The sequence below is a fragment of the Niallia circulans genome (assembly GCF_003726095.1).
Lineage (GTDB): Bacteria > Bacillota > Bacilli > Bacillales > Cytobacillaceae > Niallia > Niallia circulans_A.
Map to the genome: position 1 here is coordinate 2,806,139 of NZ_CP026031.1, position 16,536 is coordinate 2,822,674.

Annotated in this window: 15 protein-coding genes; 1 reads left to right on the plus strand and 14 read right to left on the minus strand. The window is 35.3% G+C overall.

All coding sequences use genetic code 11. The annotated features are described in order from the left end of the window. Window positions 1-127: 127 nt before the first annotated feature. From C2I06_RS13670 to C2I06_RS13730, 13 genes are all read right to left on the minus strand, one after another. Window positions 128-1,159 (minus strand): zinc-binding dehydrogenase, encoded by a 1,032-nt coding sequence (locus tag C2I06_RS13670; RefSeq protein ID WP_095330322.1) that lies wholly within the window; start codon window positions 1,157-1,159, stop codon window positions 128-130. Next, window positions 1,160-2,212 (minus strand): galactitol-1-phosphate 5-dehydrogenase, encoded by a 1,053-nt coding sequence (locus tag C2I06_RS13675; RefSeq protein ID WP_123258221.1) that lies wholly within the window; start codon window positions 2,210-2,212, stop codon window positions 1,160-1,162. Between the two features lie 95 nt (window positions 2,213-2,307). After that, window positions 2,308-3,585 (minus strand): PTS galactitol transporter subunit IIC, encoded by a 1,278-nt coding sequence (locus C2I06_RS13680; protein WP_047943924.1) that lies wholly within the window; start codon window positions 3,583-3,585, stop codon window positions 2,308-2,310. 96 nt (window positions 3,586-3,681) lie between these two features. After that, complete coding sequence (locus C2I06_RS13685; protein ID WP_095330319.1) at window positions 3,682-3,963, minus strand: PTS sugar transporter subunit IIB; 282 nt, start codon at window positions 3,961-3,963, stop codon at window positions 3,682-3,684. 32 nt (window positions 3,964-3,995) lie between these two features. Beyond that, window positions 3,996-4,295, minus strand: coding sequence for a PTS sugar transporter subunit IIB (locus tag C2I06_RS13690; protein ID WP_123258222.1), 300 nt, complete (start codon window positions 4,293-4,295; stop codon window positions 3,996-3,998). Between the two features lie 15 nt (window positions 4,296-4,310). Beyond that, entirely contained in the window at window positions 4,311-4,778 is a 468-nt protein-coding gene (locus C2I06_RS13695) for a PTS sugar transporter subunit IIA (protein ID WP_095330317.1), read from the minus strand. A 27-nt stretch (window positions 4,779-4,805) separates the two neighbouring features. After that, entirely contained in the window at window positions 4,806-6,860 is a 2,055-nt protein-coding gene (locus tag C2I06_RS13700; RefSeq protein ID WP_095330316.1) for a BglG family transcription antiterminator, read from the minus strand. A gap of 393 nt (window positions 6,861-7,253) precedes the next feature. Beyond that, window positions 7,254-9,269: a transketolase gene (gene tkt, locus C2I06_RS13705; RefSeq protein ID WP_095330315.1), complete on the minus strand. Its 2,016-nt coding sequence runs from the start codon at window positions 9,267-9,269 to the stop codon at window positions 7,254-7,256. 72 nt (window positions 9,270-9,341) lie between these two features. Then, complete coding sequence (locus C2I06_RS13710) at window positions 9,342-10,205, minus strand: 6-phosphofructokinase (RefSeq protein WP_235850276.1); 864 nt, start codon at window positions 10,203-10,205, stop codon at window positions 9,342-9,344. Between the two features lie 236 nt (window positions 10,206-10,441). After that, entirely contained in the window at window positions 10,442-10,888 is a 447-nt protein-coding gene (gene rpiB / locus C2I06_RS13715) for a ribose 5-phosphate isomerase B (protein ID WP_095330313.1), read from the minus strand. A gap of 330 nt (window positions 10,889-11,218) precedes the next feature. Then, window positions 11,219-11,434: a DUF3923 family protein gene (locus C2I06_RS13720; protein ID WP_095330312.1), complete on the minus strand. Its 216-nt coding sequence runs from the start codon at window positions 11,432-11,434 to the stop codon at window positions 11,219-11,221. A gap of 619 nt (window positions 11,435-12,053) precedes the next feature. Beyond that, window positions 12,054-12,893, minus strand: coding sequence for an aldo/keto reductase (locus C2I06_RS13725; protein WP_123258223.1), 840 nt, complete (start codon window positions 12,891-12,893; stop codon window positions 12,054-12,056). Continuing rightward, window positions 12,890-14,074 (minus strand): MFS transporter, encoded by a 1,185-nt coding sequence (locus C2I06_RS13730; protein ID WP_095330381.1) that lies wholly within the window; start codon window positions 14,072-14,074, stop codon window positions 12,890-12,892. Before C2I06_RS13730 ends, C2I06_RS13725 begins: the two co-directional genes overlap by 4 nt. Window positions 14,075-14,269: 195 nt before the next feature. Here C2I06_RS13730 and C2I06_RS13735 point away from each other — a divergent pair, with 195 nt between their 5' ends. Further along, the gene (locus C2I06_RS13735) at window positions 14,270-14,632 is read left to right on the plus strand and encodes a winged helix-turn-helix transcriptional regulator (protein ID WP_047943915.1); all 363 of its coding nucleotides are present in this window, start codon (window positions 14,270-14,272) and stop codon (window positions 14,630-14,632) included. A 342-nt stretch (window positions 14,633-14,974) separates the two neighbouring features. On the opposite strand, the gene C2I06_RS13740 is transcribed toward C2I06_RS13735, so the two are convergent. Further along, window positions 14,975-16,396: a S41 family peptidase gene (locus C2I06_RS13740; RefSeq protein WP_095330380.1), complete on the minus strand. Its 1,422-nt coding sequence runs from the start codon at window positions 16,394-16,396 to the stop codon at window positions 14,975-14,977. Window positions 16,397-16,536: the final 140 nt, after the last annotated feature.

Genomic DNA, 16,536 nt, shown 5'->3' on the forward strand with positions numbered 1-16,536 from the left:
TTTTCATCCTCAATATTGTTTTACCTTTTGTGCCATCTAGTGATGGAAGATAATTTATAATAAAGTAAACAGATAAAAATACCCCACTTTTATGATGGAAGAGGAGTATTTTTTATCTGACAGCTGCTTAAGATTCAATTAAAACTTTTATCTCATCACCAGCCATTACTTTTTCAAAACCATTGCGCCATTCAGCAAGTGATACGATCTTTGTAATCATTTTATCTGTATCGATTTTTCCATCTTCAAGTAATTTCAGGGCAATATCCCAAGAACTAGGTTTTTGAGAACGACAGCCGATATAGTTAATTTCGCGTTGAATAATGGACTCTTGATCGATTTCATTTGCTTTCTTTGCAAATAATCCTACTTGAACGAATGTTCCTTTTTTCTTTGTTAGTGCAAGACCTTGGTTTACAGCTGGAACTGCTCCCGAACAATCAAATACTTTATCTGCACCATAGCCATCCGTATATTGGTAAACCATTTTGCTCAAATCTTCTTGTAAAAGATCAACGACAACATCTATTCCTAATTCCTTTGCAAGATCTAATCGCTTTCTATCTTTTGTAATGCCAGCCAATATAACGAAGGCGCCTTGTGCTTTTACTACTTGACTTAATAACAATCCAATGGGACCAGGACCAAATACTAAAACAGTATCGGTTTCTGCAATCGTTGTTTTTTCTAACGCGGCATGAACACAACAAGCTAATGGTTCTGTTAAAGCAGCTGCTTCTAAACTAACCTTTTCGTTTAAAACATGAACGCTCTCTTCCCTAGCAATCACATATTCTGCCATACTACCATTTACTTGTGTACCAAGACCTGTTCGATTTGGACAAAGATTATAGTCCTTTTCTTGACAATAGATACATTCTCCGCACGTTGTAAAGGTCGTTTCACTTGTTACTCGATCTCCGACTTTTACTCTTGTAACATCTTTGCCAACCTCCACTACTACACCAGAAAACTCATGTCCTAAGACAACAGGAGTATTTTTGCTATTGTATTCCCCTTTAAAGGTGTGAATATCAGATCCACAAATCCCTGTGTATGCAACTTTTATTTTTACTTTATCGTCATATGCAGAAGGCTCATCGATTTCGATTAGCTCCATTTCATCATAGCCGGATTTTAATTTTGTTACAGCTTTCATTTAATTCTCACTCCCATTTGGTAAAATTAACACTTTTCCATAGTTCTCTTCACGATTAATAATTAGATTAAAAGCCGCTTGAGTATCTTCTAAAGGAAATCGATGAGAAATTAAATCTTTCAACTTAATTTGTCCCTTTTGTAAAAAGGTAATGCTTTTTGTCCATTCTTCACCAGGGAAAGGAGCTGAATAGGAATTCCAAAATCCCTTTAAGGTTAACTCTCTTCTAAAAATATTTTCAAATGCTTTTTGTGATAAAGTTACATCAGAATATGCAATGCCTAAATATCCGATCTTTCCCTTCTTACGTGTAATCAATAAACATTGTTCTTGTGTAATTTTTGAACCTGCACATTCTAAAGCTATATCTACACCCAGGCCATTGGTATATTCATCTATTTTTTGATATAAGTCTTCTTTTTTTGCATTAATAGTTTTTTCACAGCCAAATGCTCTTGCTTCTGCTAACTTTTCATCGGAAATATCAATAGCTATTATTTCTTTAACCCCGGCTATTTTTAACCACTGAATAACGAGCATACCAATTGTTCCTGCACCAAAGACTGCGACTACATCACCTAAATGCGGCTTAATATTTAATACTCCATGTAAAGCAACTGCCAGTGGTTCAATCATTGCTGCCTCTTCAAAATCCATTTCGCCAATTGATAAAATATTCGTAGCAGGAACATTACAATACTCTGCAAATCCTCCATAAGATTGGGATCCTATCATTCCATGATTTTCACACAATGAAAATTGTCCCTTTAGACAATATTCACATTCGTTACAAGGTATAAAAGGAATGACAACAACTCTTTCACCAACTTTTACATTTGTAACCTTAGATCCAATTTCAGTAACAATTCCGGAAAATTCATGCCCCATTATTGCTGGTAATGGATATTTCCAAACACTTGTCATTTTATGTGTATCAGATCCGCAGATACCAGCCGCCATTACTTTGACCTTAACTTCTGTGGCTTTACATGATTCTAGCTCTATATCTTCATAAATAATTTTGTTTTCAGCGTGGAGAACTGCTGCTTTCATCGTTTAAACCTCCATTTCTTATTTTCATTTCATAATAAAAGCAGACGCACCAGCATAATTGCTTAAATCATCTGCTTTTATTCATTAAGTTCTAGTTATTTTCCAAATAAAAAGGCAACCGCTTCAGAGAATTTTAAGATTAACCAGTTAAATAAGTTACCTCCTAGATCTAAGCTAGAAATTTGGGTAGCACCCTCAGGTAAAGTAAATTGCGCACCAGAAATCATCTGAGTATGAACCTCCGCAAAATTAGTAGCCATATATAGTGATAACGCTACCATTACGATTCCAGCTAAAACAGAGTGAATGATATTTCCTTTACGAGATCCTACAACAAACGCAATATAAAATGGAATTGTCGCTAAATCACCAAATGGCAACACTTTATTACCTGGTAAGATTACAGCTAAAAATAATGTAATTGGAACTAAAATAAGTGCAGTTGCCATAACTGATGGATGTCCTACAGATACTGCTGCATCCAATCCTATATAAATCTCTCTATCGCCATATCTCTTTTGTAAAAATGACCGTGCTGACTCTGAAATAGGGATTAAGCCTTCCATTAAGATCTTAACCATACGCGGCATTAATAACATTACTGCTCCCATTGAAATACCTGTTTGTAATATTTTTCCGATATCATAACCAGCAAGTAATCCAATAAGTGCACCGAGGATTATGCCCATCATCATTGGTTCACCAAAAATTCCAAAACGCTTTTGAATAGTTTCAGGGTCTGCATTTAATTTATTTATTCCTGGAATTTTTGCGATAGCCCAGCCTACTAATATACCAATTGGTCCGAATGCCGCTGTAGAACCAGTTGGTAATGAAATTCCATCAAGCCCATAAAATTTTTGAACCATAGGAGCCGTTTTATCAGCAACAAACAGAACAGCATATTGATAAATAATTGCACATAAAATTGCAAACCACCAACTATCTGTTACAATATAGCCAGTTGCACCAGCTGCAATAAAGTGCCAGTAATTCCAAATATCAATATCCAAAGTTTTTGTCATCTTTGTTAATAAGAAAAAGATATTTGCAAATAAACAAATCGGAATTAAAATTGCTGCAACAGGTGATGCCCAAGATAGAGCTGCTGCTGAGGGCCATCCTGTATCAATTACTGTTAGATTCAATCCAAAACGCTCAACCATCTGCTGTGCAGCTGGGCCTAGAGTACTAACAAGCAAATCAATAACTAAGTTAATCCCAACAAATCCAATCCCAATAGTTATTCCCGCTTTTAATGCCTTTTTAAAGCCTGTCTTAAATGCAAGACCCAATAGAATAATAGCAATAGGTAAAATTACAGTTGGTCCAAGATTTAATACATACTGAACGCCATCTAATAGCTTTTGCATATTTTTCCCTCTTCTCTTTTGTTATATATTAGATTTAATTTCTGTTAATTGTTATATAACAATTAACAGAAATTTCATCCAAATTCACTTAACTTCTTATTTCAAATGATCGAGAATTTTTTTATCTAAACTTTCCATTCCAATTCCAGTGATATAAGCCGTAGCTATAATTGCTGGTATCTGATAAGTTGTAGGAAGAATAGTAGTTGAAACGATAATATCTGCCTCACTTTGTTTTGAAGCTACTTCTGCTATTTTACATTGAATAACTTCCGCATTAATATTGTTATCCTTCACCAAATTCTCCACTCGATTACAAACTACAGTTGAAGTTGCGATACCTGCTCCACATGCTACTAAAATTTTATATTTTTTCATTTTTAAAATCCCCTTCCATTCTTTTAACGTATTTAGATTGTTTTGCTTGTTCTTTCAAAATAACTTAGAATCTCTTTATCTAGTTTTTCTATACCTAACCCACTAATATAAGCAGTAGCACTGATTGCTGGGACTTTATATTTTGTAGGCAATATAGTAGTTGATATGATTAAAAATGCATCATCTTGTAAACTTGCCACTTCTGCTATTTTACATTGAACAAGCTCTACCTTTAGATTTTCTCGTCTAAATAATTCTTCTAAATGATCTAAAACAACTGTTGATGTAGCAATCCCTGCACCACATGCCACAAGTACTATTGGCTTGTTCAATCTAATCACCACCTTTCATGAAATTTTAATGCTTTCAAATAATAATGTTATATCTGATTTATCCTTTGCATGAATAAGCTTTTCAAGATGCTCTTCTACTTGGATAACCTGCATTAACTCCTGTAGAACCTCAATTTGGCTATGTGGTTGATTTAAGCCAAGCATTAATACAGCTTGCACCTCCGTTGTTTTTGTATTATCTTCCATTAAATGAAAGGATACTGGTTTTTCTAAAACAGAAACGGCGATAAATTGCTCCACTACATGTTCCGGATCTGTATGAGGGATAGCGATACTATAATTATTGACACTGAGCCCTGTTGGGAAGATCGATTCTCTCTCTTTAATTTTCGGTAGAAAGGTTTCTTTTACAAAGCCTTGCTCATATGCCTTTTCGAACATTGCATGGAAAAGCTCATCTTGATTTTCTACCTTTAATCCGATGTTTATTAAACTTTCTTTAATAAATGAAGCAACTGCCATTTTAAACTCCTCCACTTTCACTTAACTTTAAGAATATTTTTTAATGATTTCATATAGTTGATTGGAATCATTACTGTTTTTTAAATTGCTGATATCTTCTTCATTTTTTGATAACTTCATCAGCTGTCTTAATGCATAAAGATGTTTATGCTTATCTGTAGATGCCAATACCACAATAAAATGGACGCAAACGTTATCATTAAATGGAATACCTTCTTCTATTTTTAATAAGCTCATGCCGACATTATTTACACCATCTTCTGGTCCTGCATGAGGTATGGCTATTACGTTTCTTAGTAAGATATGCTGTACCATTGTAGGATACTGTTTCACCATTTCTGCAATATAATTTTCTGTGATGCTGCCATTTTTCAGCAGCTTTTCTGCTGCAAGTTGGATTCCTTGCTGCCAACCTTCTATTCTTTTCACCACGGTAATCATTTTTGGTGCTAAGAGAGAGGAAAGGGATAAATCTGTCTTCGCCATTGGTTCTTGTGAATCATTAGCTGGTGTAATGGAGAAATGTTCTTGTAACGTACTGCGCAAAGACTCTTTATCTTTTATAGAAGCATATTTCTCAATTTTCCCCATTAATTGTTCAATGTTGATCACACTAGTATTTAAGTCAAATATTTCTCTTAATACTCTTTGTCTAAGCTGAACTTTTTCAAAATCTGTTAATATGCGATTAATGACAAATTGCTTTGTATCCGTTTGCAAAGGCACTGGTGAAAAAATAATATCCACTTGGTAATTAAGTTGTTGAAATTCCCGAATAGATAAAGCATGATAAAAGTAAAATTCAGGGAATAACTCACGTAATGTGCTTTCCATTAGGCGTGATATCGATACACCATTTGGACAAACAACGACCGCTTTCTTCTTCTTCTGAATTGTTTCTCCTGAGCTGATTAAATGTCCGCCAATGAAGATGGTGATGAACATTAGTTCACTTTCTGGTATGGGACAGCCGATATATTCTTCTACTGGAGAAATCGAATCCTTTACAATAAAATGAATTGTTTCAAATTCTTCGCTTACTTTTTCCATCATCGTGTAATTCGTCGTTAGATTATATTTCATTCGATAATAAGCAGGCTTCATATGAAGAACTAATCTTTCAAGTAATGCCGCTTTATCCTTGAAGGCTATACACGCTTTATATTCAAAAGTATGAAGAAATTGTTCCAAGGCCCTCGTCAGCTCTGGGATTTGGTGATCAGCTAAAAACTGTGCAGATAATATTTTGGATGTAAGCAGCTGCAAGGTCAAAAACAGATGCTCTTCTTTCGGAATAGCTTTCATATCTTTAATCAAGATTTCTGCAGCAATAAATTCTTTCGTATCGGACAAGGAGCGATAATCAATATGGTAAAAATCTTGAATTACTTTCCCTTGTTGAATACGCTTTAGTATGACTGCTAAAATATATGGCAAAAGATTAATTCGTTCATCAATAAACTGAAGGTGTAAACTGCTTTCGACTTCTGCAAGCCTTTCTTTAATCGTTGTCAGATTGTCTTTTGATATATCAATAAACTTTTGAATATAAACTTCTCCATTATAAATCGATAAGATATTTTCCAATACTTCCACTAATAATTTTCGGACATCCCATTCCTTTCCTTTTAATTCATATCCTTTCATTCTTGAATAACTAACTTCAAGCTCGTATGGTTCAATCATTTGCTGAACATTTTTCATATCACGAAGGACCGTGTTTTTACTTACACCTAAGGCGGTAGTAAAATGCAGTAAGGAAAGCTCTTCATTGCTACTGATAATATACAATAGAATAAATTGAGCTCTTTCCGTTTCAGATGGAATATAATGTTTATCCACTTGTTCGTCTGTCTTTTCAGCGAATAATTCCATAATGACTGGGCTAATAATGAATTTTCCGCCATTTGTTCTTTTGATAGCTGGATAATTATTCGATTCAAGCCAATCATTAATCTTCTGAAAACTGTAACTAACTTGCCTTCTAGATAACTGAAATTTTTTCTCTAGCTTTATGTTAGAAGTATCGGGATTACTCAATACTTCCTTTAATAAGATATTACTTCTTTCGTCAAGATACATTATCTATCACCTCTTAACTTGATTTCATTGTAGCATGTAAAAACAAGATATTGTATCCGTTTTCATTTCCATTACTAGTTTGTGAATTGTGTCACTAAGTGATTAACTTGCACAAATCCCCTTCTTTTCTCCTTCTATCATAAATACAAACTTGTTGCCAAGATTAATCTGATTATGTATATACAGCATGAAGCATATTTCTCTATTGTGACTGTATTTAACTACTTTTGCTACTTAAACTAATGATAAAGTTGACATCGATTCCTAAGACAAGATTTAACAATTTTATTTTTTCATTGGCGCCTACTTCTTTTTCTTTGTACAAAAAAGAAGCTAATAACCATCTCACATGGTTATTAGCTTCTGTCCTTTTCACCTAGAAACTTGCGGATATTATTTTGCTTTTGCGATAGATGATTTTACTTTTGCCACAACATTCTCAACAGTAAATCCATACTCTTGGAATAATTTATCTGCTGGAGCAGATGCACCGAAATGATCAATTGTAATGTGCTCCCCTTTAGAACCGATGTATTCTCTCCAGCCTAGAGATGCACCAGCCTCGATTGCAACACGTGCTTGAACACTTTCTGGCAATACACTTTCTTTATATTCAAGAGATTGTTTTTCAAAACGATCCCAGCTTGGCATACTTACTACATTTACAGAAATTCCTTCTTCTGCTAAAGCCGCTTGTGCCTTGATTGCAAGAGATACTTCTGAACCAGATGCTAAGATTAATGCCTGAGCAGCTTCTTTACCAGCTACAACTGTATAAGCACCTTTTTTCACGCCTTCGTATGCTTCTGCTTTTGTTAAATCTAATGTTGGTAAGTTTTGACGAGTCAACACTAGTGCTGTTGGAGTATCTGTGCTTTCAATTGCCAGTTGCCATGCAGCTGCTGTTTCTTTTGCATCTGCTGGACGAATGATAGAAAGCCCTGGCATTGCACGTAAGGAAGCAAGTTGTTCAACAGGCTCATGTGTTGGACCATCTTCTCCGACAGCAATACTATCATGTGTAAATACATATGTTACTGGTAATTTCATTAATGCTGCTAAGCGGATTGCTGGGCGCAAATAATCAGAGAACACGAAGAATGTTGCGCCAAATACTTTTACTCCACCATGCAGTGCTAATCCGTTTAATGCCGCACCCATTGCAAATTCACGTACACCAAACCAGATATTTCTGCCGGCATATCCATCAATGGCAAAATTTTTCTCACTAGTCATTAATGTTTTGTTCGACCCAGCAAGGTCTGCAGAACCACCGAAGAAAGCAGGAACCGCACTAGCAATTGCTTGAATTGTTTTCCCAGAAGAATCTCTTGTCGCCATAGAATCTCCAGCATTAAATTCTGGTAATTTTTCTTGTAAATCAGCAGGTAGTTCTCCTTTAATAGCTGTTTCTAATTGAGTAGCTAATTCTGGATATGCTGCTTTATAATTTTCATAAAGCTCATTCCAAGCTTTCTCTTTTTCTGCGCCTGCTTGTGCTAGTGCCGCATAATGCTCCGATACTTCTGCTGGAACGTGGAATGCTTCTTCATATGCCCAACCATATGTTTGTTTTGCTAATTGTGTTTCAGAAGCTCCAAGTGGTGCACCATGTGATGCAGATTTTCCGCCTTTATTCGGAGAACCATAGCCAATAACTGTTTTCACTTCAATTAATGTCGGTATATCTGATTTTTTCGCTTGAGCAATTGCCGCTTGAATTTCAGCTAAGTCATTGCCATCTTCTACACGAATAACTTCCCATCCATATGCTTCAAAGCGCTTTTGAACACTTTCAGAGAAAGAGAGATTTAAATCACCATCTAAAGAAATATCATTGGAATCATATAATACTACTAGTCTTCCTAATTTTAAATGACCTGCAAGAGACGCTGCTTCTGCAGATACGCCTTCCATTAAATCACCATCACCGCAGATGCTGTACGTATAATGGTCAACAACTGGATAATTTTCTTTATTATAGGTTTCTGCAAGATGTCTTTCTGCCATTGCCATCCCAACAGCCATCGCAATACCTTGTCCTAATGGACCAGTAGTAGCTTCCACACCTGGTGTGTGTCCAAATTCTGGATGTCCTGGAGTTTTGCTTCCCCATTGACGGAAGTTCTTTAAGTCATCTACAGTAACACCGTAATTGAAAAGGTGCAGCAAGCTATATAGAAGCATAGAACCATGTCCAGCTGATAAAACGAAACGGTCACGGTTGAACCAGTTAGGATTAGCCGGATTATGATTCATTTCCTTAGCCCATAATGTATAAGCCATTGGCGCTGCCCCCATTGGCATTCCTGGGTGACCAGAATTAGACTTTTCAATTGCATCAATGGATAAAGTACGGATTGTGTTAATAGCTAATTGTTCGATATCTGTTTTTACTTGATTACTCATTTTCCTCATCCTTTTTTGATTTATTTAATGCTAGCCAAAATTAAAAAGAGTTTATTTCTTTTGGCTTAGCGTTTATTTAAATTGAATTCCATCCTTTTGAACGGTGAGTTCACCTGTTAAGCAATTATTCTTTATCCATCGCAAGACTTCATCCGCAAGTTCATTTGCTAGGATTCGATCGATGGCTGTTGGGTTTACTCCCATACATAATGCTTCGTCAATTTCTGTATATTTCCAATCTACCTCTAGCTTACTAATAACTGAATTTTCGATTACCTCTTGTAAAGCTTGGCTATATATTAGAACATTAGATGTTTTTGTATATGTATAGCTTTTCTTTATCGCATCACATAAAGTGGTAATTTCCTCTTCCTCGTAATCTACTGCTAAATAGTTACCATCCACCGCAAGAGAGATATCCTGCAGCATATTAGTCGATGGGTTACCCTCTATCGAAAAACCAAATAATCTTGGCTTATCATATTTAAGAGAATGAATGGTATCTTGAACCTTTAACACATTCTGAGTAATACTGTTCAGTGCGGTATCATATCCTAGAGTCCAATCATTTCCTTTAATATTATTATAGACGGAAACTGGGACAAATAATGTACGTAGCGCTTCTTTATCAGCTATAGAAGTTTGCCATATTTCTTTTGCCTGCGCATCCCCCAATACAACAGTCATATCCATTGGAGCAAATGTTTGTTCCCATAGATTATTTACTGGTGCAGCGCTTACCTTTAAGATAGTATGGCTTAAGTATGGTGAATCACTCACTTCTTTTATCTCTGTATAATTGACTTCACCGGACTTTCTATCTATTTCCATTCCAAATAGTTGATGCTTAGAAGATAACTCTTCATATAAGCGATGAAGAATTTGCTTTACTCCCGAAGGCAAACAACCTAAGACAATTACACCAACCTTCAACACCTTACCCCCTAACCTTTACAAGCTATTAAGTAACTAATAATATACAGAAAAATGTACATACTTATTGAAGAAAAAGGACCAATTTCCCTTTTCTTCTCCGTGATATATTTTTCCAAACTCATTATAGCATACAACTTACCAAGAATAAACCATACATATTTAGTATAACCTATTAATAGTACGTACAAGTTATAATATGTTTCATTTAACAAATCCGAGGTTAATTTGTCCTACTATTAACAATAATATGATTCTAATTCTTTAATTCCACTGATACGCTTTTCATGTCTGCCGCCTAAAAATTCTGCATTTAACCAAGTATCTACTATTAAACACGCTAGTCCTTCCCCAGTCACTCTTTCTCCTAAACAAAGAATATTGCTATCATTATGCTCTCTTGTTGCCTTTGCTGAGAAGACATCACCAACAACCGCTGCACGAATTCCAGTGATTTTATTGGCAGCAATACTCATGCCTATTCCTGTTCCACAGCATAAAATACCTAGTTGGTTTTCACCATTCACAATCGATGCACCAACACTTTTTGCATAATCTGGAAAATCCACACTTTCTCTACTATGACAGCCAAAATCTTCTACTTCCATCCCCGCATTATGAAGATGGGCTTTTACTGCTTCCTTTAACTGATATCCACCATGATCACTGGCTATTGCAATTTTCATAAACTCATCCTTTCTAGATAAGATGGTTCTATTTCAGATGTATTCTAACATAAAAACTATTATTTGTATTCGGTTGCATGTGAAAACTTTATTAATTTTCAACCACAAACAAATGGGAATAAGATCTATACCTAAACAATTCCCAGATCATATAGAAATTTGTGTGATAACATACTTTAGTCCAACCCAATGTATTTAGTAATATTTAAAAATAAACAAAGAACGATGAATTTTAAAATTCTCTCGTTCTTTGTTTGGATGTTTTCTTGTGAACTAAATATATTAGTTTACAAGAAAGCATTACAATTATTTATTCATAGGATAGCTGAACTAAGAATGTCTTGTTCTTTTGTGAATAAAATAAAACCAAATTAATTGGACTATAAGGATAAATACAAATGGAACGGCCAAAATTATAAATGTAATAATTCTGATTTCAGGAGTTTGCACAGCCCCTGATCCATCTATTTGCCTTGTTGCGATGATAATCGATAGTATTGAAAAAACGACTACCCAAAAAACATTTGCAATCCACCAGAGTTTCACCTTTTTTCTCCTTCCTTCATTACTAATTTCTGCACAAATTGTATTACGGTAATTCAAGAGAAAAGGTTACATTTTTTTGATTTCCACCCTAATTTTAGAATATAAGTAATTGATATAATGACTTATTAACTGTTATTATTACTAATTTGGCTGGAACTTATTTGTATGCTTATTCAGATGTTTTCAAAAGTGGCTGGACAAAACAAAATATATAATGAATAAAACGAACAATCTCTAATTTAATGGTGAAACCAATTCGTTCCATTTCACTCCGTTTTTAAAGATTATTTAGTTTTTCAGCAAACTAAAATTACTAGAAAAAAACAGAGCAGCCTGAATACACATAGACTCCTACGGGAGCTGCGAGAAAGTCCAAGGACCCGCAGGAACGTAGTGACGAGGAGGCTTGGCGCTCGCCTCAAGGAAAGCGAAGTGTATTCAGGCTGCGGGTGATTACCACAAACCTTCTTTCTTAAATTTAATTAACCCCGAACAATTATACGAATTTTTTTAGTGTGTACGTATAATTGTTCGGGGCTATATTTGATTGAAATACTTATGTCCCACCCTTTCGTACTACTTTTATTTGTTTCTTTTCCGAAACGGGATTAATGCTCCATTAAAAATCGAAATTATCTGGATCAGGACCAACTCGTTGATCCAAATTTAAGGCATCAATTTGTGCCATTTCTTCTTTTGATAACGTGAAATCAAAAACATTTCCATTTTCGATGATACGGTGCTCTTTAACGGATTTAGGAATCGTAATAATTCCATTTTGCAAGTCCCAACGAATAATTACTTGTGCAACAGATTTCTGATGTTTTGCAGCTATTTCCACTAATTCCGGCTGATCGAATAATTGTCCTTGCATTAATGGAGACCATGCTTCCACCTGTATGCCTTGCTCTTGGCAATACGCTATTAATTCTTTTTGTGTAAGTCTTGGATGCAATTCAATTTGATTAATCATTGGTTTCATTTCCGCATCTTTCATCAGGTCTTCTAAATGATGGATTTGAAAATTACTTACTCCAATTGCTTTTACCCTGCCTTGTTTATATAGTGTTTCTAACGCTTTCCATGCGTCTTTATATTTTCCTTCTTTTGGCCAGTGAATAAGATATAAATCTAAATAATCGAGTCCGAGCTTTTCTAAGCTTACTTCATATGCCTTTATTGTTTCTTCATATCCTAAATCATCTGTCCATACTTTTGAGGTAATAAACAAATCATCTCTTGTAATGCCTGCTTCTTTCATACCCCTCTTTATGCCTTCGCCAACCCCTGCTTCATTAGCATAAATAGCCGCTGTATCAATACTACGGTAGCCATTCTTAATTGCAGAGCTTACAGCATCCACAAGCACTTGCCCTTCCTCCACTTTAAATACTCCTAATCCTAGCCAAGGCATTTTGATTCCGTTTGTTAGTTGAATTGTATCTTGTAAGTTTTTCATCGTGTTATTACTCCTTTTTGCAATGAATTTTTTTCTAAAATTAAACTGAAACCAGTCAGGATAATAGCGGCAATAACCATAATTCCGCCTACCCATGAAGTATGGATAAGCCCCAATGAATTGGTCACTATTCCTCCCAAGTAAGAACCGATTGCTATTCCTGCGTTAAAAGCTGCAATATTAACAGCAGAGGCTACATCTACTGCACTTGGTACATAGCGTTCTGCTAGCATTACTACATAAACCTGCAGCCCTGGAACATTCATGAATGCTAATAAGCCCATGAAAAGAATACTTATTAAGCCAATTACCTTAAATGGAAGGGTAAAGGACAAAACAAATAGGATAATAGCTTGGATAATAAACATAAAAAATAATGCCCGAAGCGGGTTTTTGTTGGATAGCTTGCCGCCAATCATATTACCTATGGCAATTGCTACACCATACAATAGTAAAATCCCAGCAACTGTATTTTGCTGAAAGCCAGTTACTTCATGCAGTAATGGAGAAAGATACGTGAAAACAACAAATGTTCCTCCATAGCCTAATGCTGTAATTAAAAAAAGCATTAATAGTCGTGGATTTGTAACTAACTGCAACTGATCTTTAAAGGTTGCTCGGCCTCCTTTAGATAAGTTACTTGGCACAAGCAAACTATTGGCGATAAACGCTATGATTCCAATAATAACAATGGTGATAAATGCTAATCTCCAGCCAAAGTGCTGACCGATAAATGTCCCAAAGGGAACTCCTGTTACAGTGGCAACCGTTAATCCGGAGAACATGATAGAGATAGCACTTGCTCTTTTTTCTTTCGCTACTAAATCTGCTGCTATCGTGGAACCAATCGACATAAATATACCGTGAGCAAAAGCTGATACAATACGTGCAATCAGTAAAATAGTGATATTTGGAGCAATTGCAGCCATACTATTACCAATAATAAAAACAATCATGATCCACAATAATAAAGATTTTCGTGAAATATTAGAGGTAATGGCTGTCAAAACTGGAGCTCCGAATGTGACGCCCAGTGCATAAATAGAAACAGTTAATCCTGCTGTTGTAATCCCTACCCGAAAGTCATCGGCAATCAAAGGTAATAATCCAACGCTTATGAATTCAGTAGTACCAATAGCAAAAGCACTAACAGCCAAGGCTATTAACGCAAAAGTATTCATATTTTGCTTCAACTTCCTTTTCCTCCTCTTACATATATCGCTAACCACTAGTGGTATTTTTTGTAGTTTTGCATTTTAACCGGCAAGTGTTATTATGAATCATATAAGACAAATAGAAAAGTACGTACTTTTTTGTAATGTAGGAACTTAAAGGTAATATAGGTACAAAAAAGTTCCTATAAAATGGAGGTTATTATGGAAAATAAAAAATATAATATATCAGTTGAAGCCACTTTAGAAGTAATCGGCGGTAAATGGAAGTGTGTGATTTTGTGCCACTTAACACATGGCAAAAAAAGAACAAGTGAATTAAAACGATTAATGCCAAATATTACGCAAAAAATGCTTACACAACAATTAAGAGAATTAGAAGAAGATGGTGTTATTAATCGCATAATCTATCAACAAATACCACCGAAAGTAGAATATGAATTAAGTGACTATGGAAAAAGTTTAGAGCCTATTTTAAATGCACTTTGTGAATGGGGAGATACTCATATCACAAAAATATACGGAGATAAGAACTTAATGCTGGAAGATAGTGTGTTAAATAAATAAAACATTATAGAGAGTGGACAAAGATGAACATCTTCTAATTTAGCTAGAAACCCCTTTTTTCCATTGTGCTGCAGCACCGGAGAGCAAGTTTTAGAACACAGTATCTTTAGGTGTAGAAGACAGGCTATATTATGAACCTACATTATCATCATGGACAATGCAGTGATAATGAAGCTTAGGTGCAGCCCCTGGAAGGCGAAGCGTATTCAGTCTGCGGGTGATGTCCACAAACCTTCTTTCTTTAAATAAAATAAGCCGAACAATTATCCGATATACCTAATAGTATCTTCGTATAATTGTTCGGCTTTATATTTGGCTGAACTCCTTGTGTACCACGTTTTATTAATGAACTAAATAGCGGATAGCTGTTTGTAATTGAATATCGTTTTCGTCTTTTTGTTTTTCTGTTCTAACAGCTTCCTCCAGCTTTGCAGCTGTTTTTCCATCTATTACACCAGTAACCTCCAGTGCATTTTTGCTTTGGAATGCTCTTACAGCTACTTCTGTTTGCGGACTATAATAGCCATCTTGCCTATCTGTTGTAAATCCTAAGCTTGTTAAAATTTCTTGTGCGTATTGAACCTGCTCATCATTATCCTCCAGCTTAAGTGAATCTACAATCTGCAAAGGATGGGTATGATATAAGTCCGTTTGCTCGACATCGATAGTGGGTTTTATTCCTTGTTTATGAATCCAATTTCCATCAGGAGTAAGCCATTTAGAAACTGTTAATTTGATTTCACTGCCATCATCCATTAATATAGGCTGTTGGACGGTTCCCTTTCCAAATGAATTTTCGCCAATTAGCGGATAACCAGCTCCCTCTTTTAAGGCAGCAGCTAAAATTTCGGACGCCGATGCACTTCCATTATCAATCAATACTACAACTGGATATTCCTTTTGTTTCTTCAAATCAGAATAAAACTGTTCACGATCTCCATTTCGATTCTCTACTTGCACATAAGGTTTTTTATTTGTTAAAAATTGTTCTACGATTGCATTTACACTTGTTAGCAAGCCACCAGGATTACCACGCACGTCTAAAATTAGACTTGAAATGCCATTCTTCTCTAATTTGTTTAATTCCTTTTCAAACTCACTTGCAGTATCTTTAGAAAATGATGTAATTTCTATATAACCAATCTTTTCTCCGCCATCTTTTTTGATATCAGAATAAACTGTTATTTGGGGTACTTCATCGCGGACAATTTCCATTTTTAATGGTTTATCGACTGTTGCTCGCTTTATTTCTAATTCTACCTTTGATCCTTTTTCCCCTCTGATTTGGCCGATAACATCATTAAGATCTTTTCCTTCTACATTTTCTCCATTTACCGAAATGATTTGATCTTGAGCTTTAATACCTGCTTTTTCTGCTGGAGATCCTTTTATTGGTGATACTATGATCATTTTATCCTCCTCTATACTAATTTCTGCACCAATTCCTTCAAAAGAAGAATCAAGAGCTTGTTCAAATTGCTTGGCGGCTTCTTGATCCATGTAAACAGAGTATGGATCCTCCAATGTAGCCAGCATCCCTCTTATTGCACCATCTTCTAACTTTTGCTTGTCTACATTTTCCACATAGTTTTGCAAGATTATTTGATAGGCTTTATCCAATTTATCAAGCGAACCAGCCTCCATTGTTTGATTATTTAATTGTTCCTCCTGTCTTTTTTCTAACATATTTATTCCTATATAAGTCATTCCTGATCCTGCTAATAAGGAGCCTGCCATATAAATAGCCAACCACTTCCGATTCATTGCAATCGTCCCTTCTTCTACCACGATATATTTATCCTTTTTTATGTATATGAAGGGCTCGGACAATTTATGATTGAAACTATTTTTTAAACAGGACACGTACCTATAAAGAAAGCTTGCATAGTATATAGAGTATTTTA